General features: G+C 64.7%; 18 protein-coding genes and 1 tRNA gene. 9 read left to right on the top strand and 10 right to left on the bottom strand.

Features of this window, described 5'->3' with window-relative positions:
- Window positions 1–197 precede the first annotated feature (197 nt).
- On the top strand, window positions 198–698 hold the full coding sequence (locus tag CU669_RS15615) for an Lrp/AsnC family transcriptional regulator (protein WP_112146369.1): 501 nt from the start codon (window positions 198–200) through the stop codon (window positions 696–698).
- Window positions 699–900: 202 nt separating this feature from the next.
- Here the strand turns inward: CU669_RS15615 and CU669_RS15610 are convergent, their stop codons facing one another.
- From CU669_RS15610 to carA, 8 genes are all read right to left on the bottom strand, one after another.
- Window positions 901–1,914, bottom strand: coding sequence for an extracellular catalytic domain type 1 short-chain-length polyhydroxyalkanoate depolymerase (locus tag CU669_RS15610; protein WP_112146367.1), 1,014 nt, complete (start codon window positions 1,912–1,914; stop codon window positions 901–903).
- Window positions 1,911–3,251 (bottom strand): hypothetical protein, encoded by a 1,341-nt coding sequence (locus CU669_RS15605; RefSeq protein WP_112146365.1) that lies wholly within the window; start codon window positions 3,249–3,251, stop codon window positions 1,911–1,913. Before CU669_RS15605 ends, CU669_RS15610 begins: the two co-directional genes overlap by 4 nt.
- A gap of 20 nt (window positions 3,252–3,271) precedes the next feature.
- Complete coding sequence (locus CU669_RS15600; protein WP_112146363.1) at window positions 3,272–4,177, bottom strand: Dyp-type peroxidase; 906 nt, start codon at window positions 4,175–4,177, stop codon at window positions 3,272–3,274.
- Between the two features lie 4 nt (window positions 4,178–4,181).
- A complete protein-coding gene (locus CU669_RS15595) occupies window positions 4,182–4,619 on the bottom strand; it encodes a hemerythrin domain-containing protein (protein ID WP_112146361.1) in 438 nt (145 codons plus the stop codon).
- A 7-nt stretch (window positions 4,620–4,626) separates the two neighbouring features.
- On the bottom strand, window positions 4,627–5,100 hold the full coding sequence (gene greA, locus CU669_RS15590) for a transcription elongation factor GreA (protein ID WP_112146359.1): 474 nt from the start codon (window positions 5,098–5,100) through the stop codon (window positions 4,627–4,629).
- 18 nt (window positions 5,101–5,118) lie between these two features.
- Window positions 5,119–8,376 (bottom strand): carbamoyl-phosphate synthase large subunit, encoded by a 3,258-nt coding sequence (gene carB / locus CU669_RS15585; RefSeq protein ID WP_112146357.1) that lies wholly within the window; start codon window positions 8,374–8,376, stop codon window positions 5,119–5,121.
- A gap of 63 nt (window positions 8,377–8,439) precedes the next feature.
- Window positions 8,440–8,823 carry a GxxExxY protein gene (locus CU669_RS15580; RefSeq protein ID WP_112146355.1) on the bottom strand — a complete coding sequence of 128 codons (384 nt, stop codon included), beginning with the start codon at window positions 8,821–8,823 and terminating at the stop codon, window positions 8,440–8,442.
- Window positions 8,824–8,868: 45 nt separating this feature from the next.
- Window positions 8,869–10,074: a glutamine-hydrolyzing carbamoyl-phosphate synthase small subunit gene (carA, locus tag CU669_RS15575; RefSeq protein WP_112146353.1), complete on the bottom strand. Its 1,206-nt coding sequence runs from the start codon at window positions 10,072–10,074 to the stop codon at window positions 8,869–8,871.
- 339 nt (window positions 10,075–10,413) lie between these two features.
- Here carA and CU669_RS15570 point away from each other — a divergent pair, with 339 nt between their 5' ends.
- The 4 genes from CU669_RS15570 (at window position 10,414) to CU669_RS15555 (ending at window position 15,228) form a co-directional block, all read left to right on the top strand.
- Window positions 10,414–10,872 carry a GatB/YqeY domain-containing protein gene (locus tag CU669_RS15570; protein ID WP_112146351.1) on the top strand — a complete coding sequence of 153 codons (459 nt, stop codon included), beginning with the start codon at window positions 10,414–10,416 and terminating at the stop codon, window positions 10,870–10,872.
- Between the two features lie 65 nt (window positions 10,873–10,937).
- Window positions 10,938–12,788 carry a DNA primase gene (dnaG, locus tag CU669_RS15565; RefSeq protein ID WP_112146349.1) on the top strand — a complete coding sequence of 617 codons (1,851 nt, stop codon included), beginning with the start codon at window positions 10,938–10,940 and terminating at the stop codon, window positions 12,786–12,788.
- Window positions 12,789–12,996: 208 nt separating this feature from the next.
- Window positions 12,997–15,015 carry an RNA polymerase sigma factor RpoD gene (rpoD, locus tag CU669_RS15560; protein WP_112146347.1) on the top strand — a complete coding sequence of 673 codons (2,019 nt, stop codon included), beginning with the start codon at window positions 12,997–12,999 and terminating at the stop codon, window positions 15,013–15,015.
- Between the two features lie 137 nt (window positions 15,016–15,152).
- Window positions 15,153–15,228, top strand: a tRNA-Ile gene (locus tag CU669_RS15555).
- 84 nt (window positions 15,229–15,312) lie between these two features.
- Here CU669_RS15555 and CU669_RS15550 read toward each other — a convergent pair.
- Window positions 15,313–16,248: a cytochrome-c peroxidase gene (locus CU669_RS15550; protein WP_239988743.1), complete on the bottom strand. Its 936-nt coding sequence runs from the start codon at window positions 16,246–16,248 to the stop codon at window positions 15,313–15,315.
- 300 nt (window positions 16,249–16,548) lie between these two features.
- On the opposite strand from CU669_RS15550, the gene CU669_RS15545 reads away from it, so the two are divergent.
- The 4 genes from CU669_RS15545 to CU669_RS15530 all read left to right on the top strand — a co-directional run bounded on the left by CU669_RS15545 (window position 16,549) and on the right by CU669_RS15530 (window position 20,460).
- On the top strand, window positions 16,549–16,881 hold the full coding sequence (locus tag CU669_RS15545; protein WP_112146343.1) for an ATPase inhibitor subunit zeta: 333 nt from the start codon (window positions 16,549–16,551) through the stop codon (window positions 16,879–16,881).
- Between the two features lie 43 nt (window positions 16,882–16,924).
- Window positions 16,925–18,400, top strand: a complete 1,476-nt coding sequence (locus tag CU669_RS15540; protein WP_205119471.1) for an NAD-dependent succinate-semialdehyde dehydrogenase — start codon at window positions 16,925–16,927, stop codon at window positions 18,398–18,400.
- Between the two features lie 3 nt (window positions 18,401–18,403).
- Window positions 18,404–19,615, top strand: coding sequence for a CaiB/BaiF CoA transferase family protein (locus tag CU669_RS15535; protein WP_112146339.1), 1,212 nt, complete (start codon window positions 18,404–18,406; stop codon window positions 19,613–19,615).
- Window positions 19,616–19,689: 74 nt separating this feature from the next.
- Window positions 19,690–20,460 (top strand): DsbA family protein, encoded by a 771-nt coding sequence (locus CU669_RS15530; protein ID WP_112146337.1) that lies wholly within the window; start codon window positions 19,690–19,692, stop codon window positions 20,458–20,460.
- Here CU669_RS15530 and CU669_RS15525 read toward each other — a convergent pair.
- Window positions 20,457–22,205, bottom strand: a complete 1,749-nt coding sequence (locus CU669_RS15525) for a glycosyltransferase (protein ID WP_112146335.1) — start codon at window positions 22,203–22,205, stop codon at window positions 20,457–20,459. The two genes, CU669_RS15530 and CU669_RS15525, sit on opposite strands and share 4 nt — an antisense overlap.
- Between the last annotated feature and the right edge of the window lie 73 nt (window positions 22,206–22,278).

Below are 22,278 nucleotides of genomic sequence, written 5' to 3'. Positions count from 1 at the left end.
AGATGGAATGATTATAAACATACGCACAGCGTAAAGCCCCGTTATGATTTTTAATCCTTTGGTCAGGTGCGGTTATTCGCTTTCGCGCGGCTTGGGGCGCTCATACGAAATTTATAGGCGTTGCAACGAAGTGGGGCTTGCTGGCGCCGCTCTTTGTAATATAATTGCGCGAATATGGTGGGATTTGGAGTTCTCTTATGCAGCGGGTCAAGCTCGACCGTATCGATCGGCGCATTCTCGCCGATCTGCAGAGCGATGGACGGATGACCAATGTGGAGCTTGCCCGCCGCGCCGGAATTTCGGCTCCGCCCTGCCTGCGCCGTGTCCGAGCGCTGGAAGAAGCCGGATACATCAAGGGATATCATGCCGAAATCGACCCCGGCGCCTTGGGCTACAATGTCACCGTCTTCGCCCATGTGGGCCTCAGCAGTCAGGCCGAGACCGACCTGAAGGCGTTCGAGGAACTGGTCAAGGGCTGGTCCGAGGTCCGTGAATGCCACATGCTGGCGGGCGAGACCGACTTCCTTCTGAAGGTGGTGGCCCACGACTGGGACGACTACCAGCGCTTCCTGACCACCCGCCTGACCGCCGCGCCCAATATCAGCCATGTGAAGAGCGCCCTGGCCATTCGCACCTCCAAGCTCCAACCCGGCGTGCCCATCGACCTGGACGCCGGACCGGAGCCCGAGGGGGAATAGGGCGTATCGACATTCATGGGAATTCGGCTGATTTCGAGCCGGAACATCTGTCCGGTAGAAATTTTAGCCACAGATGAACACAGATAAGCACAGATGAAGTGGGAGATTTCCTTATCTGTGTCCCGCGTAGCGGGGATCTGTGTTTATCTGTGGCCCATGTCCCTTCCTATCCCTTTGAATGTCGATCGGACCTGGTTCTCGGTTACCTTATCCCGAAGAACCCGGCGATTTCTGACGCGGCGCAGATGCCGAAGGATTTGACGTGGTCGGCTTCGGCGCCGCAGGCCGCCTTGGGCACCACCGGGACGGAATGGTCCAGACCCGGCAGGATGCGCAGTTCCACCGCGTCGCCCGCGCTCCACACCGGGGCGAAGGGCGTCGGCGCCAGGGGCGCGTCCTCGCAAGCGGTAAAGCCGGGCATGGGCGCATGATGGAGCCCCGCCCATTGCTGGGCGATCTGCACCGCGTTGACGCATTTCACCACCGTGTCGCCGTCGCCCTGCCAGATGGACAGACGCGGCCAGCGGAAGCGGTTGGGATTGATGCGGGCGGCTTCCCGGCCCCAATCGGCGGCGGCGACACCGGCCGGGCCTTCCATGCACCCAAAGGCGCGGCGCAGTTCCGGCGTCATGGTCATATAGCCGCCCTTATTGGTGCCGATGGCGCTGCACCCCACCGCCACCCCGGCGACGGAGGCCCCGGCGGCGAAGTCGTCGGGATAGCTGGTCAAGGTCACCAGCGCCATGGCGGCGCCCGCCGACAGGCCGACGACGAAATTCTCGCCGCTGGAAATGCCGTAGGCGTCGCGGGTCTGCATCACCGCCTGGCGCAGGCGGCCCGCGATGCCTTGTTCGGAGATTGCGCGCTGGTCCTCGTCGAACCACCACATGCAATTCTTGCCCTCGGTGCCGAAGGGCGCGACGAAGTCCTTGAACTCGGCCACCAGCAGGGCGAAACCCCGCTGTTCCGACAGATCGCGCCAGCCGGACGCGGCGGCGAAGGGCACGCCCTCCTGGCCGCAGCCGTGCAGCAGCACGACCACCGGACCGGCCTTGTTGCGAGCGGCGGCGGGAACATGGGCCTTCACCTGCATGTTCCACCACCACACCTTGGAGCCCCCGGCGTAAAGACCGGGAAGCGTCTCGAACTCGGTGGCGCGGGCGGTGGCGGCGCTGAGCAGAAAAGCCAATGCGGCCAGGAAAAGTCTCGATTTCATTTCTTCGCCAGTTCCAGAAGTTTCTGCGGGGATGCGGCACCGCTTCCGCCCAGCAGACGGGCGGCGGCGGCGCGCTCGGCGGGCGTGAAGCTGGACAGGATCTTGATGGCTTCGGCGCGGGCGGAATTGGCGACGTCGAAACCGACCCCGGCCACGGCATACCAGCGAGCCGCCTCGGGCCGCGCCTTGGAGCCGCCGAGCAATTCGGTCAGCACCGCAAGCAGGACGGCGGACGGCCCGTGATGGCGCTTGGCGGCCAGTTCCGCCATGGGAACCGCCTTGCCCACCAGTTCGGGAATCTCGGCCAGCCCCCCGGCGGACCGGTAGGCGGTTCGGCACAAGGCGGTCAGGGCTTCCTGGCGGAACGCCGGGTCGGCCTGGCTTTCGGCGGCGGCGAGCAGTTGGTCCATCCAGATTAGCGAAGCGGGATTGGCCGGGCCGAAATCCTTTTGGGCGAAGGGCATGTCCTCCAAATGGTCACGCCGAAGCTTGGGATTGCTGACCTTGGCCAGGGCGGTCAGGGCGGCGGCCGGGGCCTCTGCCCGCGTCCGGGCGCCATAGAGCGACAGCAACGCCGCGTCGCGGGCCGACGGAATCGTCAGGGCGTCCACGTCCAGCGCCAGCCGCTCGGCCAGTTTCAGGCTGGCGTCGCTGGCGCCGCCCAGGGCCAGTGGTTCCAGCGCCAGCAGACCGGCCTCGAGCCGGGCATCGTCGGCGGCAAGCCCGTCGAAGGCGGCCAGCATCTCGGCGGTGGCGGATTCCAGCGCGGCGGATTTGCGGCCGACCAGTCCACCGACGACATGGGCGAGCAGGCGGAGGCGCAGATGCCGGTCATCGACGCGGGCCAGCGCCAGGGCGCCGTCGGGGTTGTTGCGCTTGATCTCGGCGTCGATGCTGTATACCGCGATGGATTCGGTGGCTTCGCGGACCAGGGCGGGATCGTCGCGGATGGTCGGCGTGTCGGTGGCGGCGTCCAGCGCCCGCATGCCCTGGCCGTCATCGGCGGCTTCCAAGGCTCCGGTGGAGGATTTGATGAACGCCTCGACCATTTTCGCCGATACCAGCCGTTGTTGCGGCCAGAAGGCATCGGCGCCGCAGGGCAGGGCGAAGACGACGTCGCTGCCCGGCCGGAACCGCTCGCCCCGGCTGAGGAAGGCGCGAACCACCTCGCCCGTGACGCGGCAGGTTCCGGCCTGATCCTCGACGCCGCTGACCGCGATTTGCAGGTGATGCTCGGCGGCGACGCGGCGCGCCACGTAATGCTTGGCCTCCAGCGCCGCCATGGCAGGGGTGGCGACAGCCAGCAGCAGAGCCGTGGCCCCGAACAATCCTCGCATGGGCAGCGTCCTCTTAAGGGTCATAGGAGTCGCAGCAGGTCGAGCGACGGGGCAAAGAAGGCGGCACCGGTGACCGGCCGCGAGAAGTCCAGCAGATGGTCGTAATGACCATCGGCATCGGCCAGTACCATGGCTTCCAGCATCTTGCGGAAGGTCGCCGGGTCGGCCCCATAGGCGACGAAGTACAGTCCGGCCTCGCCGGTCGAGCCATAGGGCAGGGAATGGCGGAGAATTTCCAGCTCCTCGCCATCCTCCTCGATCACCACGCGGGCGATATGGGCGGTGGGCGGCTTGACGGTGTCGTCCAATTCCTCGTCGGTCTCCTTGGTGCGGCCGATGACGCCTTCCTGTTCGGCGACCGGCAGCGACTCCCATTTCCTCATGCCGTGGATGTAGCGCTGAATGCTGACATAGCTGCCGCCGACGAAGGGGCCGTCGGGAACCAGCGCCACTCCGGCGCGCTCGTCGCCCTTGGCATTCTCGGTGCCATCGACGAATCCGGTCAGGTCGCGGCCGCCTTTATGCTTGAAGCCGTGGATCTCCTCGACCACCCCCACGGCGTCGCCCAGCCGGTCCACGATCCGCCGGGCCAGGGCGAAATTGGCGTCGTGGCGAGGCGAGTGGATGTGGAGGAACAGGTCGGCGGGGGTGGCGGGAGCCTCGCGGTCACCGTCTCGGAGGGGCTGGAAAGGAACCAGATCGGCGGGGGGCGCGCCGCCCATCACCGGTCGCCAGGCGTCATGGCCGATGGCGACCGCGCTGACAAGCCTAGGCTCGTCGAACTCCAGCGACATTTGCCGCGTCAGGTCCGGCAAGGTCGCCAATGCCCTGCCGATGCCGTCTTTGGCCGATCCGTTCAGGACAAGGGTGAGAAACAGACCGAAATCACCGGTTTCGGCGCAGATGGCGGATTGGGGTTTGGCCATGGTGTCACTCTTTGTCCGAAACCTCGGGATCGATCCATATGCCCTGGTTCTTGAGCTCCTCGATGAAGCTTTTGAAATTGATGTCGCCGTGCAGCAAATAGGTCACCACCGCCCGCTGCATGCCCTCGATCATTCCCAAGGCTTCGGCGGGGGCCCTGACGATGGTGTCCAGCAGCGCGGAAATATTGTCCTGGGTGGCGGTCTGGGTCTCGGCGATGATTTCGATCCGGGGGAAGTTCAGGCGGGTCAGAAGGGCAAGCTCGCGGCGACCATGTTCCTGGGCGAGGGCGAGCAGGGCGACGCATCGGTTGCGGGCGAGATCGGGGTTGCCAAAGGCGAGTGCGTCGGCGATCTCCTTTAGAATGGAGATGAACCGCTGATGGGCATCGTCGAATTCATCGATGCCGACGCTCATGGAGGGAACCCAGTTGAGGCCGGGCATGGCAACCTCACCCGAAACGGACGTCGACGATCTCGTAGGATTTCGAGCCGCCCGGCGCGGTGACCTCGACCGTGTCGCCCAGATGCTTGCCGATCAGGGCACGAGCCAGGGGCGAATGCACCGACATGCGGCCCGATTTGATATCGGCCTCGTGGGCGCCGACGATGGTGTAGACCACCTCGTCGTCGGAATCCTCGTCGGCCAGGGTGACGGTGGCGCCGAAGCGCACCTGATCGCCCGACATGGTGGTGATGTCGATCACCTGGGCGCGACTGATGATGTCCTCCAATTCGGACACCCGGCCCTCGATGAAGCTCTGACGCTCGCGCGCCGCGTGGTATTCGGCGTTTTCCGAAAGGTCGCCGTGCTCGCGCGCCTCGGCGATGGCCCGGATCACCGCCGGACGCTCCACGATCTTCAGTGTCCTCAGTTCATCCTCCAGTTGGGCCAGCCCGCCCGGAGTCATCGGAATTTTTTCCATCAAGCGCCCCTAGTGCCCCTAGAATGAACCACTAAAGTACGATTGCAGCGGGGCAACATCAAGCGTGCCGAGCCGAAGAGCCTCGATGGCCTCCACCGCCGCCCGGGCGCCCGCTACCGTGGTGTAGTGGGGAATGTTGTTGGTCAGCGCCGTGCGGCGGATGGAAAAGCTGTCTTTTACCGCCTGGGAACCGTCGGTGGTGTTGACCACCAGATGCACCTGATTGTTCAGCATGGCGTCGACGCAATGGGGGCGACCCTCCAGCACCTTGTTCAGGATGCTGATATCGGTGATGCCGCGATCCTTCAGGTAATTGGCGGTGCCGTCGGTGGCCATGACCTTGAAGCCCATGGACAGCAGCCGACGGGCGACCTCCACCATGGCGGGCTTGTCGCCGTCCCTGACCGAGATGAAGACGCCGCCTTCGGTGGGCAGGACCGTTCCGGCGCCCAACTGGCTCTTGGCGAAGGCGCGGGCGAAATCGGAATCGATGCCCATGACCTCGCCGGTGGACTTCATTTCCGGGCCGAGCAGGATATCGACGCCGGGGAAGCGGGCGAAGGGGAACACCGCCTCCTTCACCGCCACATGCTTCATGACCGGGCGGGTGGACAAGCCGAACGAGGCCAAGGTCTCGCCCGCCATGACGCGGGCCGCGATCTTGGCGATGGGCACGCCGGTCGCCTTGGCGACGAAGGGAACCGTGCGGCTGGCCCGCGGGTTCACTTCCAGGATGTAGATGTCGCCGTCCTTGATGGCGTATTGGCAGTTCATCAGGCCGACCACGTTCAGGGCCTTGGCCAGGGCGCTGGTCTGACGTTCCAATTCCACGATGGTGGCGTGGTCCAGGGAATAAGGCGGCAGCGAGCAGGCGGAATCGCCGGAATGGATTCCGGCTTCCTCGATATGCTGCATGATGCCCGCCACATAGACCTGATTGCCGTCGCACAGCGCGTCCACATCCACCTCGATGGCGTCCTTGAGGTAGAGGTCGATCAGCACCGGGTCGTCGCCCGACACCCGCACCGCTTCGTGCATGTAGCGTTCCAGCGCCTCGTGATCATAGACGATCTGCATGGCGCGGCCGCCGAGCACGAAGCTGGGGCGGATCACCACCGGATAGCCGATGCGCTCGGCCACGGTGATGGCTTCCTCAAAGGACCGCGCGGTGCCGTTGGCGGGCTGCTTCAAGCCCAACTCGTGCAGCAACCGCTGGAACCGCTCGCGGTCCTCGGCCAGATCGATGGAATCGGGGCTGGTGCCCAGGATCGGAATCCCGGCCTGTTCCAGGGCGTGGGCCAGCTTTAGCGGAGTCTGGCCGCCGAACTGGACGATGCAGCCGAGAACCTTGCCGTTGCTCTGCTCCCGGCGCACCAGATCGATGACGGTCTCGGCGGTCAGCGGCTCGAAATACAGCCGGTCCGAGGTGTCGTAGTCGGTGGACACGGTTTCCGGGTTGCAGTTGACCATGATGGTTTCCTTGCCCGCCTCGTCGAGGGCGTAGGCGGCATGGACGCAGCAATAGTCGAACTCGATGCCCTGGCCGATACGGTTGGGGCCGCCGCCCAGGATGATCACCTTGTCGCGGGTGCTGGGGTCGGACTCGCATTCGGCCGGATTGACCCCGTCGCCCTCGTAGCAGGAATACATATAGGCGGTCGACGACGGGAACTCGGCGGCGCAGGTGTCGATGCGCTTGAACACCGGCTTGACGTTCAGCACCTCGCGGCGGAAAGCGGTCTCGACCACCGTCTTGCCCGACAGCTTGGACAGCCGCTGATCCGAGAATCCCATCTTCTTCAGGCGCAACAGGCCCGGCGCGTCGATGGGCAGGCCCTTGGCCTTGACCTCGGCCTCGGCGTCGATGATGCCCTTGATCTGGCCCAGGAACCACTTGTCGTAGAAGCAGGCGGCGTGAACCTCGTCGATGGTCAGGCCGAAGCGGAAGGCCTGGGCGATCACCAGGATGCGGTCGGCGCGCGGCAGGGCCAGCGCCTTCTTGACCGCGTCCTTCATGTCGCCCGCGCCCGCGCCGGGAATCTCCACGTCGTCGAGGCCGGTCAGGCCGGTTTCCATGGACCGCAGGCCTTTCTGCAGGCTTTCCTGGAAGGTGCGGCCGATGGACATGGCCTCGCCCACCGACTTCATGGAGGTGGTCAGCATGGGGTCGGCGCCGGGGAACTTCTCGAAGGTGAAGCGCGGAATCTTGGTGACCACATAGTCGATGGTCGGCTCGAACGACGCGGGGGTGACGCCGGTGATGTCGTTGGCCAACTCGTCCAGGGTGTAGCCGACCGCCAGCTTGGCGGCGATCTTGGCGATGGGGAAGCCGGTGGCCTTGGAGGCCAGCGCCGAGGACCGCGACACGCGCGGATTCATCTCGATGACGGTCATGCGGCCGTCCTTGGGATTGATGGCGAACTGCACGTTGGAGCCGCCGGTATCGACCCCGATCTCGCGCAGCACCGCGATCGAGGCGTTGCGCATGATCTGGTATTCCTTGTCGGTCAGGGTCAGGGCCGGGGCGACGGTGATGGAATCGCCCGTATGCACGCCCATGGGATCGACGTTCTCGATGGAGCAGATGATGATGCAGTTGTCCTTCTTGTCGCGGACAACCTCCATCTCGTATTCCTTCCAGCCCAGCACGGATTCCTCGACCAGGACTTCGTGCACGGGGGAGGCGGCCAGACCGCCTGCCACGATCTGCTCGTATTCGGCCACGTTGTAGGCGATGCCGCCGCCGGTTCCGGCCAGGGTGAAGCTGGGGCGGATGATGGCGGGCAGGCCGATGAAGGGCATGGCCTCGCGGGCCTCGGCCAGAGTCCTGATCAACCGCGACTTGGGGGATTCAAGGCCGATCTTGTCCATGGCGTCGCGGAACAGCAGCCGGTCCTCGGCCTTGGCGATGACGTCGCGCTTGGCGGCGATCATCTCGACGCCGAACTTCTCCAAGGTGCCGTCATCGGCCAGCTTCATGGCGGTGTTCAGCGCGGTCTGGCCGCCCATGGTGGGCAGCAGGGCGTCGGGGCGTTCCTTCTCGATGATCTTGGCGACGATCTCGGGGGTGATGGGCTCGATATAGGTGGCGTCGGCCAGACCGGGGTCGGTCATGATGGTGGCCGGATTGGAGTTGACCAGGATGACCCGGTAGCCCTCCTCCTTCAGCGCCTTGCACGCCTGCACGCCGGAATAGTCGAACTCACAGGCCTGGCCGATGACGATAGGCCCGGCGCCGATGATGAGGATGGACTTGATATCTGTACGTTTGGGCATCGATCAGGTTCCAGCGAATGAATTAACCACGAAGGCACGAAGGCATGAAGGAAGCACGAAGGTTCAAAGAACCACTCTTTTCATGCCGTCTCGCAGGACCTCGCTGTTAAAGTTCAGCAAAAGACCAGCACTAATGCGGGTCAACTTCAAATAGGTCAGCAATTGGGCGCTATGTACCGGTAGCAATTTCTCAACCGCCTTGATTTCCAGGACCAGCGTATCGGCCACGACGAGGTCGAGCCTGTAAGCGCAGTCAAGCTTCATTCCCTTGTAAACGACAGGAACCGGAACCTGCCGCCTGAACGGGATTTCGTTCAATTCCAACTCATGGGCCAGACACTGTTCATAGGCCGATTCAAGCAAGCCTGGCCCCAGAACCTTATGAACCTCTATGGCCAACCCTATCACCCTTCGGCTAAGGGCATCGAATTCCTTGCTACCTTCCAATTCCTTCGTGCCTTCGCGCCTTCGTGGTGAACCGAGCTTGTCCGCCTAGCCCCGCTTCTCCATCAGCCCGACGAACCGGTCGAACAAATAGTGCGCGTCCTGCGGCCCCGGCGAGGCCTCGGGGTGGTATTGGACCGAGAACACCGGCTTGCCTTCGACCGCGATTCCTTCCACCGATTTGTCGAACAGCGAGCGGTGGGTGACGGTGACGCCCTTGGGCAGGCTGGCCTCGTCCACGACGAAGCCGTGGTTCTGGCTGGTGATCTCCACCTTGCCGGTGGCGAGATCCTTGACCGGGTGGTTGGCGCCGCGATGGCCGGTGTCCATCTTGAAGGTCTTGGCGCCCAGCGCCAGGGCCAGCATCTGATGGCCGAGACAGATGCCGAACAGGGGCGTTCCCGCCTTCAGCACGCCTTGGATCATGGGCACGGCGTAGACGCCGGTGGCCGCCGGGTCGCCGGGGCCGTTGGACAGGAAGACGCCGTCGGGCTTGTGGGCCAGCACATCCTCGGCGGTGGATTCGGCCGGCAGCACCGTGACCTTGCAGCCCGAGGCGGCAAGGCAGCGCAGGATATTGCGCTTGGCGCCATAGTCGATGGCGACCACGTGGAATTTGGGCGCGGTCTGCTTGCCATAGCCGCCACGCAGCGACCATTCCGCCTCGTCCCAGGAATAGGGCTGGGTCGAGGTGACCTCCTTGGCCAGATCCATGCCCTCCAATCCGGGCCAGTCGGCGGCCTTGCCCCACAGGGCGGGCAGGTCGAACCTGCCGTCGGGCGCATGGACGACGACGCCGTTGGGGGCGCCGCTCGCGCGGATGCGCCGGGTCAGCGCCCGGGTGTCGATGCCGCACAGCCCGACGATGTTGTTGGACTTGAGCCAGGAGTCGAGATGCTTGGTCGAGCGCCAATTGGCGGGCTCGGTGATGTCGCCGCGCAGGATCAGGCCCCGCGCCGCCGGGGTGGTGGTCTCGATATCCTCGGCATTGGTGCCGATATTGCCGATATGGGGGAAGGTGAAGGTGATGATCTGGCCGGCATAGGACGGATCGGTCAGGGTTTCCTGATAACCGGTCATGGCGGTGTTGAACACCACCTCGCCCACATTGGAGCCAGCGGCGCCGATGCCCTTGCCCCACAGCACGGTTCCGTCGGCCAGCACCAGGGCGCCGGTGGCTCCGGGGGGGCGCGGCGCGTCAAAAGACGGCACCTGGCTTTTCGGCTTCGGTGCGATCCCGTGTTGGTTCGACATGTCGGTCCTTTTGTGTCTCGGGCGCGGCTAGCCGGAGGCCGCCGCTGAGGTGCAGGATAGGGAGTTGCCCTCCCTTTCGCCAGACTTGGGTCGCACAGGGCCGCCGGGTTGTCCTGCATCGGGCAAGATCCCCGGGGTCAGGCCGCGCATTGGCCCAGTCGGTGAATTGGTAAACGGCCGCCTTATAATGAGCCGCCAACCAGGAGTCAAGTGTTCCGACGCTCCACGAAAAACCCTTTATTTTCAATGGACTGATATGTGACGGATAAGCTTTCATTCCTTAGGGATTTCAGGTAGCCTGTGCGCTTTCCCGAAGGGGAAGGGCCAACGAGGAACATCATGCTGCGGCAGCAACTCAAAGATGCCTTGAAGACGGCGATGCTGGCCAAGGAAGCCCGGACGGTTTCCACTGTCCGACTGATCATGGCGGCGTTGAAGGATCGCGATATCGCCGCCCGGCCCAAGGGGCAGGCCGACGGCATCGCCGATGATGAAATCCTTCAGATGCTTCAGGCCATGATCAAGCAGCGGCGCGAAAGCATCACCATGTACGAACAGGGCAACCGCCCCGAGCTGGCCAAGCAGGAAGGCGAGGAAATCGCCATCATCGAGACCTTCCTGCCCAAGCAGATGACCGAGGCCGAGGTCGAGGCCGCCATTCGCGCCGCCATCGACGACGCCGACGCCACCTCCATCAAGGATATGGGCCGCGTCATGGCCAAGTTGAAGGAACGTCACGCCGGTCAAATGGACTTCGCCAAGGCTGGTCCGGTGGTCAAAGCCCTGTTGAGCGCCTAGTATTTTGGGCCATCCCGCCCCATCTATGAAGCCCCCACGATCGATGAAGCAGGGAAACCGCATCCATGGCGTTTCCGCCGCAATTCCTCGATGAACTGCGCGCCCGTGTCCCGATTTCCGGGGTGGTCGGGCGGCGCGTCAAGCTGATCCGCAAGGGGCGGGAATACCACGGACTCTGCCCCTTCCATAACGAGAAGACCCCGTCCTTCACCGTCAACGAGGACAAGGGCTTTTTCCATTGCTTCGGCTGTGGCGCCCATGGCGACGCCATCGGCTTCGAGATGCGCATCGGCCACCAGTCCTTCACCGAGGCGGTGGAGCGCCTGGCCGGAGAGGCCGGGCTCGAAGTTCCCAAGGCGACGCCGGAGGAGAGGGTGCGCGAGCAGCGCCGCTCCTCGCTTCATGACGCCATGGAGGCCGCCTGCGTCTTCTACGAGCAGAATCTGCGCGGCTCGGCCGGGCGCGACGGGCTGGTCTATCTGAAGGGGCGAGGCCTGTCCGACGAGACCATCGCCCGCTTCCGCTTGGGCTGGGCTCCGGATTCCCGCACCGCGATGAAGACCGCCTTGATGTGCGAGACACTGCCGGAATCCCTGCTGCTGGAGGCCGGCCTGCTGAAGAAGCCCGATGGTCCCGGCGCCAGCTTCGACATGTTCCGCGACCGGGTGATGTTTCCCATCACCGACCGGCGCGGCCGGGTGGTGGCGTTCGGCGCCCGCACCCTGGGAGACGGCCAGCCCAAATACCTGAATTCGCCGGAAACCCCGCTGTTCCACAAGGGTTCCACCCTCTATGGCCTCGCCCATGCCCGCGAACAGGCGCGCGAGACCAATACGGTGGTGGTGGCCGAGGGCTATATGGACGTCATCGCCCTGCATCAGGCGGGCTTCGCCTATGCGGTGGCGCCGCTGGGCACGGCGGTGACCGAGGCGCAGATCGAGGAATTGTGGCGTCTGGCGCCCGAACCGATCCTGTGCCTGGACGGCGACAAGGCGGGGCAGCGCGCCATGGCGCGCGCCCTGGAACGCGCCTTTCCCATCCTGAAGCCTGGCCACTCGCTGCGCTTCGCCACCCTTCCGGTCTCGGAAGACCCGGACTCCCTGATCAAGGCCAGTGGACCGGTGGCCATGAAGGCGGTGCTCGACGCCGCCCAGCCGCTGGTGGAGGTCGCATGGCGCCTCGCCGTGGAGGGGCGCTCGCTGGATACGCCGGAGCGGCGCGCCGCCTTGGAAAAGGAGCTGATGGAAAAGGCCCATGCCATCGCCGACGAGACGGTGAAATGGCAATATGTCCGCACCCTGAAGGATAAGTTGTGGCAGGCCTTCCGTCCCGTCCGCCCGGCCCAGCCGCCCCAAGGCGGTGGATTTCAGGGCAAGGGACGCCGCCCCTTGCCGAACCAGACCGCCATGCGCGGCTTCGACGGGCGCATCGTCGGGCTGGGGGCGCCCGGCGCGGTGCGGCCGCCCTATGAAATGCAGGAACGGGTGATGCTGGCCTTGCTGGCGGCCAATCCCGGCCTGTTCGACCATGCCCACGAGGAGTTGGGACGGTGTTTGTTTTCCAACGACTCGCTTGACAACCTTCGTCGCGGGATTCTAAAGCACCTCGGGGCCACGCGTGGACTTGACGCGGATGGTTTAATAGACCATTTGCGTGCGGACGGATTCTCCCAAAGTCTGGACTCGCTGCTGGACGCGAGCGAACGGAGAATGCGCTCGGTCCGAAGCTATGACGGCGTCGAGGAAGCGAAGGCTCTCTGGGAGGATGTCTTCCACCATTATATGCGCAAGGATCTGCTGGCGGACGTGAGCGAGGCCAATCAAAGGCTGGCCCAGGACGCGTCGCAGGCGGCCTGGACGCGTTTCGAGGCGGTCAAGCGCCACGAACAGGCGGCCAGCGGGCGGGATGAGGACTAGATCGACGCGCCAATGATGTCATTCATTGGCGAGGAGTTGCGGCCAAGGGCCGGCGCGCCGCGTGGCGCGGGAGCCAAGGCGGACGGAGGTCCGCCGCCCGGCGATTGAGGGGCATGAGGCGAGTCACTTTAGTGGCGCGCCGATACAAGATAATAAGGCAACCCCGCCTGGGGCGGCCAAGGGCGTTTCTTCAGGAGCATCGGTTTTCATGGCGACCAAATCGACGAACACGGCGGAAGTCTCCGAGAATCAGGACGAGGCCATGGACGGCCCCCTGCTCGACACCCTTGGCGTCGCCGTCAAGAAGATGGTCGCCCGCGGCAAGGAGCGCGGCTACGTCACCTATGACGAGTTGAACGCCGCCATGCCGCCCGAGGAAGTGTCCTCCGAGCAGATCGAGGACACCATGGCCATGCTGTCCGAACTGGGCATCAACGTGGTCGAGAGCGAGGAAGGCGAGGAAGCCGCCGCCGAGGGCGCCGAGGAAGAGGCCGCCGAACCGGCCGAGGGCTATTCCGGCGCGGGCAACGTGGACGAAGAGGATCTGGGCCGCACCGACGATCCCGTGCGCATGTATCTGCGCGAGATGGGCTCGGTGGAGCTGCTCTCCCGCGAGGGCGAAATCGCCATCGCCAAGCGCATCGAGGCCGGGCGCGAGATGATGATCGGCGGCATCTGCGAAAGCCCGCTGACGCTCCGCGCCGTGGTGGATTGGCACGATGCCCTGGTCGAGGGCAAGATGCTGCTGCGCGACATCATCGATCTGGATGCCACCTACGGCTCCGGCCCCGGCGGCGAGCTGTCGGAAGAGGATCTGGAGCGCGGCCCCGACGAAATCCCGGCATCCCCGGTCGAGGGCGCCTCGGAGCCCGCCGCCGAGGAGGAGTCCGAGGAGGGCGCTGCCCCCGAGGGTGCTCCCGAGGGCGAAGGCGAGGGTGAGGCGGAAGAGGGCGAGGAAAGCTCCATTTCGCTGGCCGCCATGGAAATCCAGTTGATGCCGGTGGTGCTGGAAACCTTCGAATCCATCGCGGCGACCCATCACAAGCTGGAAAAGGTGCAGGACCAGCGGTTGGCGCTGCTCTCCAAGGGCGAGCCGGTGACGCCCGCCATGGAGAAGAAGTACGACAAGCTGAAGACCGAGCTGGTCCGTCTGATGGACGGCATCCATCTCAACAACGCCCGCATCGAGCAGCTGGTCGAGCAGTTGAACGGCCTCAACCGCCGCCTGATGACCCAGGAAGGCCGCCTGCTGCGTCTGGCCGAATCCTGCAAGGTGAAGCGCCAGGACTTCCTCGACGCCTATTATGGCTCGGAACTGGACCCCAATTGGTTGGAACAGGTGGGAACCCGCTCCAAGCACTGGAAGGACTTCGCCGCCAAATACGCCCGCGAGACCGGCGACATCCGCACCACCATCGGCGAAATCTCCGCCGAGGCCGGCCTGCCCATCAGCGAATACCGCCGCATCGTCCAGACGGTGCAGAAGGGCGAGCGCGAGGCCAGCCGCGCCAAGAAGGAGATGATCGAGGCCAATCTGCGTCTCGTCATTTCCATCGCCAAGAAATACACCAATCGCGGCCTGCAATTCCTCGACCTGATCCAGGAAGGCAATATCGGCCTGATGAAGGCGGTCGATAAGTTCGAATACCGCCGCGGCTACAAGTTCTCCACCTACGCCACCTGGTGGATCCGCCAAGCCATCACCCGCTCCATCGCCGATCAGGCCCGCACCATCCGCATTCCGGTGCACATGATCGAGACCATCAACAAGCTGGTCCGCACGTCGCGGCAGATGCTGCACGAGATCGGCCGCGAGCCGACCCCGGAGGAGCTGGCGGAAAAGCTGTCCATGCCGCTGGAAAAGGTGCGCAAGGTTCTCAAGATCGCCAAGGAGCCCATCTCCCTGGAGACCCCCATCGGCGACGAGGAGGATTCCCATCTGGGCGACTTCATCGAGGACAAGAACGCGGTGCTGCCGCTGGACGCCGCCATCCAGGCCAATCTGCGCGAAACCACCACCCGCGTCCTGGCGTCGCTGACACCCCGCGAGGAGCGCGTGCTGCGCATGCGCTTTGGCATCGGCATGAACACCGACCACACCCTGGAAGAGGTGGGCCAGCAGTTCAGCGTGACCCGCGAACGCATCCGCCAGATCGAGGCCAAGGCGCTGCGCAAGCTGAAGCACCCGTCGCGCTCGCGCAAGCTGCGTTCGTTCCTGGACACCTAATCACCGCCGCCATTTTCCGGCGGGCAGGATGCCCGCGCTCCACGACAATCCCCGGAGCGCGGCCGTCCCGGCCGCAAAAGGCGGATGTCGCCCACTGCTTGCATTCCCCCGATCATCCGTTAAGGTCGGGGCCGGTGGGGCCTGTAGCTCAATGGTTAGAGCCGGCCGCTCATAACGGTCTGGTTGCAGGTTCGAGTCCTGCCGGGCCCACCAATCCTTTCACGGGCCGAGGCCCCCCAGAATCAAAAGCCCCCGCCAGTGGCGGGGGCTTTCTCGTCGGGTCTTGGACGTTTCCGATTACTTGTCGAACGGCGTCGGGCGCGGCGTGGCGTCCGAGGACGGCGGCAGGATCGGCAGCTTGAAATTGGGCTGGTCGCCGGTCAGGGTCTTCAGGAAGGCGACGATCTTGGCATTCTCGTCGTCGCTGAACTGCTTGCCCAACTGGATGCGGCCCATTGTGTCCACCGCCTGCTTCAATGTGGCGGCCTCGCCGTCGTGGAAGTAGGGATAGGTCAATTCCACGTTGCGCAGGGTCGGAACCTTGAAGTTGAAGCGGTCGGCCTCGTCCTTGGTCACGCCGACACGGCCTTCGGCCGGGCTGGTGGCGGCATAGGGCGCGACCACGCCCATCTTCTGGAACGAGTTTCCACCAACGGCGGCGCCGTTGTGGCAGGCGGTGCAGCCGCTGTCCTTGAACAGCTTGTAACCGGCCAGCTCATTGGCGTTGATGGCCTTCTTGTCGCCCTTCAGCCATTTGTCGAAGCGGGAATTGGGCGTGACCAGGGTTTCTTCGAAAGCGGCGATGGCCTTGGTCACCTCTTCGATGGTGACCTTGTCGGTTCCGAAGGTCTTCTTGAATTCGGCCACATAGCCGGGAATGGACTGCAAGACCTCGACGGCCAGTTCATGATTGGAGGCCATCTCGCCGGGATTGGCGATGGGACCGCCCGCCTGGGCCTTCAGATCCTTGGCGCGGCCGTCCCAGAACTGGGCCAGATTCATGCTGGAATTCAGCACGGTCGGCGCGTTGATCGGCCCCTTGTTCCAATTATGGCCGATGGAGGTTTTCAGATTGTCGGTCCCGCCCAGCGACAGATTGTGGCAGGAATTGCACGAGATGAACCCGGACTTGGACAGGCGGGTGTCGAAATACAGCTTCTTGCCAAGTTCGACCAGTCCGGCATCCTTGATCTTCGCCGACGGAATGGGCTGGATCGGCTCGGCCGCCGCCATCGCCTGAGAGGCAGACCCCAGGGACGCACCCAGCGCGATGATCACGGATAAAACGGCATGTTTCAGCATTACTAACCCCCCTTAATTGCGGGAACCGGCAGGCCATGGTGCGACGCGGGCCAGCCTTGCCGACCGAAATCGCATGGGCGCCGCCTGCGCGAAATTAAATATGCATAATTTTCTTATGGGTATCATTGAGCTGAATCAAATTATAATAAGTAAAAACTAGCGGTCTACCCGCGCATTTCCGCCAGAAACAGCGTCTTTGCCTCCGTATGGATTCCGATCTATAGAAGAGGCATGTCCGACCTGCTCCACACCGTCGATGCCAAGGGCGCCACCAGCCAGATGAATTTCATCGCCGGGCAGGAATCGGCGTTCTGGGTTCGCGTTCGGCGCAACCGGTTGCTGGCCGACTGGTTTTCCGATCTGACCGACGAGAATGTGCAAAGCTACTTGAAGCTGCTGCTGGACGCCGACTTCGCCAAGGTGGAGGACACGGCGGCGGAACAGTGGATCCTGGTCAAGATCCGCAACGACCTGATGGGATTCGGCATCTTTCTGTCCATGGCGGAGATGCAGGCCCTGTTGGGCCGCTTTCACACCCAGGCGGTGCTGGAGCGGGCGTCCTAAGGCCTATATAGTGCCAGCGTCCCGATCAAAGAGGCCGCCCGTCATGAACCTCCCCGTCATGAACCTCAAAGACTCCTCCTTGCTGAAATCCCTGGCCTATGTGGACGGCGCTTGGAGTGCCGCCGACAGCGGCGCCACCTTCGCCGTCACCAATCCCGCCACCGGGGTGGTTCTGGCCGAGATTCCCGACATGGGGGCGGACGAAACGCGCCGCGCCATCGAAGCCGCCAACGCCGCCTGGCCGGGCTGGAAGGCAAAGACCGCCAAGGAGCGCGCCGCCCTGCTGCGCAACTGGTTCAACCTGATCATGGCCCATCAGGAGGATCTGGCGGTGCTGCTGACCGCCGAGCAGGGCAAGCCGCTGGCCGAGGCCAGGGGCGAGGTGGCCTATGGCGCGTCCTTCATCGAATGGTTCGCGGAAGAGGCCAAGCGGGTCTATGGCGATGTCATCCCCGGCCATGGCGCGGATAAGCGCATCGTCGTGTTGAAGGAGCCCATCGGGGTGGTGGCGGCGGTGACGCCGTGGAACTTCCCCATCGCCATGATTACCCGCAAATGTGCCCCCGCCTTGGCGGTGGGCTGCCCGGTGGTGATCAAGCCGGCCGAGGACACGCCGCTGTCGGCGCTGGCCCTGGCGGAACTGGCGGAACGGGCGGGCATTCCCAAGGGCGTCATCAATATCGTCACCACCAACCGCCCGGCGGCGGTGGGCGGGGAACTGACCGCCAATCCGCTGGTGCGCAAGCTGTCGTTCACCGGCTCCACCGAAATCGGCAAGCTGCTCATGAGCCAATGCGCCGCCACGGTGAAGAAGGTCAGTCTGGAACTGGGCGGCAACGCCCCCTTTATCGTGTTCGACGACGCCGATCTGGACGCGGCGGTGGCGGGCGCCATGGCGTCGAAGTACCGCAATGCCGGTCAGACCTGCGTTTGCGCCAACCGGCTGCTGGTCCAGGACGGCGTCTATGACGAATTCGCCCGCCGTCTGGGCAAGGCGGTGGCCGGGTTGAAGGTCGGACCCGGCCTGACCTCCGACGCCACCCAAGGCCCGCTGATCAACGACGAGGCGGTGGCGAAGGTGGAGCGCCTGCTGGCCGACGCTCTGTCCAAGGGGGCAAGCATCGCCTGCGGCGGCAAGCGTCACGAATTGGGCCGCACCTTCTTCCAGCCCACCATCGTGACCGATGTCACCACCGAGATGGACATCGCGCGGGAAGAGATTTTCGGACCCGTCGCGCCGCTGTTCCGCTTCAAGACCGAGGCCGAGGCCATCGCCATGGCCAACGACACCCCGTTCGGGCTGGCGGCCTATTTCTACGCGGGCAACATCGCCCGAGTGTGGCGGGTGGCGGAAAAGCTGGAATACGGCATCGTCGGCATCAACGAGGGAATCATCTCCACCGAGGTGGCTCCGTTCGGCGGCGTCAAGGAATCCGGCATCGGCCGCGAGGGCAGCAAATACGGCGTCGAGGACTTCCTCGAAATCAAATATCTCTGCCTGGGCGGCATCAAGGAGTAGCCCATGTCCGGTCCGCTGTCCCATCTGCGCGTTCTCGATCTCAGCCGGGTGCTGGCGGGGCCGTGGTCCGGCCAATTGCTGGCCGATCTCGGCGCCGAGGTCATCAAGGTGGAGCGACCGGGCGAGGGCGACGACACCCGCGCCTGGGGGCCGCCCTTCCTCAAGGACCGCGACGGCAAGGACACCGCCGAAAGCGCCTATTATCTGTCGACCAATCGTGGCAAGCGCTCGGTCACCATCGACTTCACCCGGCCGGAAGGGCAGGAGCTGGTCCGCCGTCTGGCCGCTCGGTCGGACGTGGTGCTGGAGAATTTCAAGCTGGGCGGGCTGGCCAAATACGGCCTCGACTACGCCGCGCTGAAGCGGGTCAAGCCCGACATCGTCTATTGCTCCATCACCGGTTTCGGCCAGGACGGGCCATACGCGGCGCGGGCGGGCTACGATTTCCTGATTCAGGGCATGGGCGGTCTGATGAGCCTGACCGGCGCCCCTGGCGGCGAGCCCATGAAGGTGGGGGTAGCGCTGACCGACATCTTCACCGGCATGTATGCCTCGGTGGCGGTGCTGGCCGCCCTGGCCCATCGCGACCGCACCGGCGTCGGCCAGCATATCGACCTGTCGTTGCTGGACGTGCAGGTGGCGGTGCTGGCCAATCAGGCGAGCAATTATCTGGTGGGCGGCATGGTGCCGCAGCGCCTGGGCAATGCCCATCCCAATATCGTGCCCTATCAGGCCTTCGCCACCGGTGACGGCCATATCATCCTGGCGGTGGGCAATGACGGTCAGTTCCGCCGTTTCTGCGAGGTGGCGGGACGTCCCGAACTGGGCGGCGATCCACACTACGCCACCAATGCGGAGCGGGTGCGCAACCGCGCCGAACTGGTGCCGATCCTGTCGGCACTGATCGCGGCGCGGACCAGCCGCGACTGGATTGAATCGCTGGAAGCGGCGGGCGTTCCCTGCGGCCCCATCAACACCCTGGATCAGGTCTTCGCCGACCCCCAGGTCAAGCATCGCGGCATGGCGGTGACGGTGCCCCATCCCCAGGCGGGCGAGGTGACCCTGGCCGCCAATCCCATCAAGTTGTCGGAGACGCCGGTTTCCTATGATCGGCCGCCGCCGCCCTTGGGTGCCGACACGGCAGAGGTGCTGTCGGCCCTGCTGAAGATGGACGCGGTGGAACTGCGGCGGCTGGGCGAACTTGGAGTGATCTGACGCGAGGCCTTGCCCCCGGACCGGGCTTCCGCCAATATGCCCGACACCTTGACCAAGACAGGTTGATTCCGCAGATGATCGCCAGGACTTTCGCCGCCGCCCTCCTCGCCGCCAGCTTGGCGTTCACCGCCGCCCCGGTCCGCGCCCAGGAGAATATGACGCTCTCGCCCAAACAGGTGGAAGCGGTCAAGAAGGTCGTTCGCGACTATCTCATGGAGCACCCGGAAGTGCTGGGCGAGGCCCTTGAAGCGCTGCGCGAGAAGATGCGCGCCCAGGCCGAATCCGATGCCCAGAAGATGATGGAAGCCCGCAAGGACGACATCTTCCAGAACCCCGACGATCCGGTGGGCGGCAATCTGAAGGGCGATGTCGTGGTCGTCGAGTTCTTCGACTACAACTGCGGCTTTTGCAAGCAGACCTTCGATTCGGTGTGGGAAACCATCCGGGCCGACGGCAAGGTCAAACTGGTCATGAAGGAACTGCCGATCCTGGGGCCGGATTCGGTCCTGGCCTCGCGGGTCGCCCTGGTGGCCAAGTCCCAGAGCCAGGCCAAGTATGACGAGGTGCACCGCGCCTTCATGAGGTTCCGCGGCCGCCTGGACGAAAAGGCCATCTTCCGTCTGGCCGGCGAGTCCGGCATGAACGTGGAGCAGCTGAAGAAGGATATGGCCTCGCCCGATATCGACCGTCAGCTCAAGAAGGTCAACGAATTGGCCCGCTCGCTGGAAGTGGCGGCGACTCCGACCTTCATCGTCGGCGACCGCATCCTGGGCAGCGCCCTCGACCAGCCCACCTTGAAGCAGTTGATCGACAACGCCCGCAAGGCCCAGGCCAAGAAGGGCTAATCATTGCGCATTGCGTGGGCCATCAGGCCGCGCCAGAACCGCTCCGCCGAATAGTGTCGGGCGGCCCAGGCATGGGCCTCGGCGGCCACGGCGGCCACCTCAGCCGGGTTGCGCTCGACGAAGCGGCAGATATGGGCGATGTCGTCCACGCTCCGCCACGGCAGATAATGTCGCCACGGCGTGAAGTATGACGCGGTGGCGGGGTTGTCCTGCTCCACCAGCAGGGTTTCCATCGCGATGGATTCCCACACCCGCCCGGTCACCAGATGCTCGTCATGGGTATGGGCGGAGATGTTCAGCGTCGCCCGTGATCGGCCCAGCAGCGACAGATAGGCCGCCATGTCGGGCAATTCGGTCTTACGGCGCTCCCCGATGATGGCGGTGAACGGCAGATCCTCGGTCAGCAGCACCGAGAGCAGCGCGTTGCGCAAGGTGAAGGCGACGCTGCCGACGAAGCTCAGATTGAGATCGCGGCCTTCGGTCCGGGCCAGTGCCGGAAGATGAACCGGCAGCCAGCCGACGAATACGGTGTCACCGCCGACCGCGATAATTGGCGACAGCGGGTGATACAGCAGCAGGGTATCGACAGCCGCCAGCCAGCGGGTCATGCAGTCCAGGGCGGCCGCATGGGCATCCCGCATCCCGACGATCAAGCGGAAGCCCAGCCGGTGCTTCAATTCGGCCAGCCGTTCCGGCGACAGGCCGCGCGCCGTCAGCGGCGCCGCCCAGTCCACCAGAATCACGTCGGGGCGTCGGCATTCCATCTCCGCCTCGAACGCCTCGACGCGGGCTTCGACCCACGCGTCGGTGGCCCGGACCTCATGGGCCATGGTCAGGGCATTGTCGAGATAGGCCGAGATGTCCAGACCGGCGGCCCGGCCGCTGCCCACCAGATGATGGGCCATGTCGTTGGGAAAGCCGGTGGACTCGAAGCCGACCAACACCACCTTGGGGGTGCCCGTGATGGGAGGGCAGGGCGAGGGAGGCAAGGAGGCAAGCGCGGCGTCGGGCAGAGCCCGCGCCGCCGCCATGGCGGCCCGAATGGCATTCTCCACGTCCGGGGTATAGGGAGCGACGGTGCCGCCGAAGCGGCCGACGATCAGGTCGAGATCGGCAATGCCCTGGCTCGACAATTCAGTGAACAACCGGCGGGCGGCGACGTAATCGCCGGTCAGCATGGCGAGTCTCGCCAGTTCCACCTTTTGATCGATAGCGGTGGGCGCTGTGCGAACCGCCTCGGTCATCAGACGCCGGGCGAGGGCAATCGCGCCCAGGGCGATCAGGATGCGGATCAAGCTTCCGTGCTGGGCGCTCCACTCCGGCCGGGCAGCGAACCAGGCCTCGGTCAGGGACAACAGCGCGACGGTGTCCGTCCGCATTGCCGCGGCGATCTCGAGACGCAGGGCGAGAAGGTCCGCGTCGACGGCGGCCATGGCGGCCAGGGGCTCAAGTTCGGCCAGGGCCGCCGGGTCGTCGCCGACATGGTGAAGCGCCCGGGCCAGCCGGTAACGGAAATAATGCTGATCCGGCATCAGCGACAGGGCCGTGCGGCAGGCTGAAATCTCGCCATCACGGCAGCGGGCCGCATCCAGGCGAAGCATCAGGCTCAGCCACAGCACGGGGACGGGCTGGCCGCCATCGGCGGTCCAGGCGTCGAGATCCTGGAACAACCCGTCCTGCAGGGCGGGCGGCGCGTCGCTTTCGATCCAGCCGGAAGCAACCGCCGCGACAAGGCTTCTATCCATCCGTCACCACGTTCCTTTATCGAGTCGACTGAGCCCAGCTTAGACCATGGACTCCATCGTCGCCATGGCGGCG

This window comes from Paramagnetospirillum kuznetsovii, from assembly GCF_003284725.1.
GTDB classification, from domain to species: domain Bacteria; phylum Pseudomonadota; class Alphaproteobacteria; order Rhodospirillales; family Magnetospirillaceae; genus Phaeospirillum; species Phaeospirillum kuznetsovii.
This window is presented reverse-complemented; position numbering and strand designations above follow the sequence as displayed.

Excerpts from the sequence above, each read along its gene's own strand:
- CU669_RS15525 (WP_112146335.1), bottom strand. The coding sequence starts at position 22,205 with ATGGATAGAAGCCTTGTCGCGGCGGTTGCTTCCGGCTGGATCGAAAGC.
- CU669_RS15540 (WP_205119471.1), top strand. The coding sequence starts at position 16,925 with ATGAACCTCCCCGTCATGAACCTCAAAGACTCCTCCTTGCTGAAATCC.
- rpoD (WP_112146347.1), top strand. The coding sequence starts at position 12,997 with ATGGCGACCAAATCGACGAACACGGCGGAAGTCTCCGAGAATCAGGAC.
- CU669_RS15545 (WP_112146343.1), top strand. The coding sequence starts at position 16,549 with ATGTCCGACCTGCTCCACACCGTCGATGCCAAGGGCGCCACCAGCCAG.
- greA (WP_112146359.1), bottom strand. The coding sequence starts at position 5,100 with ATGGAAAAAATTCCGATGACTCCGGGCGGGCTGGCCCAACTGGAGGAT.
- CU669_RS15595 (WP_112146361.1), bottom strand. The coding sequence starts at position 4,619 with ATGCCCGGCCTCAACTGGGTTCCCTCCATGAGCGTCGGCATCGATGAA.
- carB (WP_112146357.1), bottom strand. The coding sequence starts at position 8,376 with ATGCCCAAACGTACAGATATCAAGTCCATCCTCATCATCGGCGCCGGG.
- CU669_RS15600 (WP_112146363.1), bottom strand. The coding sequence starts at position 4,177 with ATGGCCAAACCCCAATCCGCCATCTGCGCCGAAACCGGTGATTTCGGT.
- CU669_RS15535 (WP_112146339.1), top strand. The coding sequence starts at position 18,404 with ATGTCCGGTCCGCTGTCCCATCTGCGCGTTCTCGATCTCAGCCGGGTG.
- carA (WP_112146353.1), bottom strand. The coding sequence starts at position 10,074 with ATGTCGAACCAACACGGGATCGCACCGAAGCCGAAAAGCCAGGTGCCG.
- CU669_RS15550 (WP_239988743.1), bottom strand. The coding sequence starts at position 16,248 with ATGGCGGCGGCCGAGCCGATCCAGCCCATTCCGTCGGCGAAGATCAAG.
- CU669_RS15530 (WP_112146337.1), top strand. The coding sequence starts at position 19,690 with ATGATCGCCAGGACTTTCGCCGCCGCCCTCCTCGCCGCCAGCTTGGCG.
- CU669_RS15605 (WP_112146365.1), bottom strand. The coding sequence starts at position 3,251 with ATGCGAGGATTGTTCGGGGCCACGGCTCTGCTGCTGGCTGTCGCCACC.
- CU669_RS15615 (WP_112146369.1), top strand. The coding sequence starts at position 198 with ATGCAGCGGGTCAAGCTCGACCGTATCGATCGGCGCATTCTCGCCGAT.
- dnaG (WP_112146349.1), top strand. The coding sequence starts at position 10,938 with ATGGCGTTTCCGCCGCAATTCCTCGATGAACTGCGCGCCCGTGTCCCG.
- CU669_RS15610 (WP_112146367.1), bottom strand. The coding sequence starts at position 1,914 with ATGAAATCGAGACTTTTCCTGGCCGCATTGGCTTTTCTGCTCAGCGCC.
- CU669_RS15570 (WP_112146351.1), top strand. The coding sequence starts at position 10,414 with ATGCTGCGGCAGCAACTCAAAGATGCCTTGAAGACGGCGATGCTGGCC.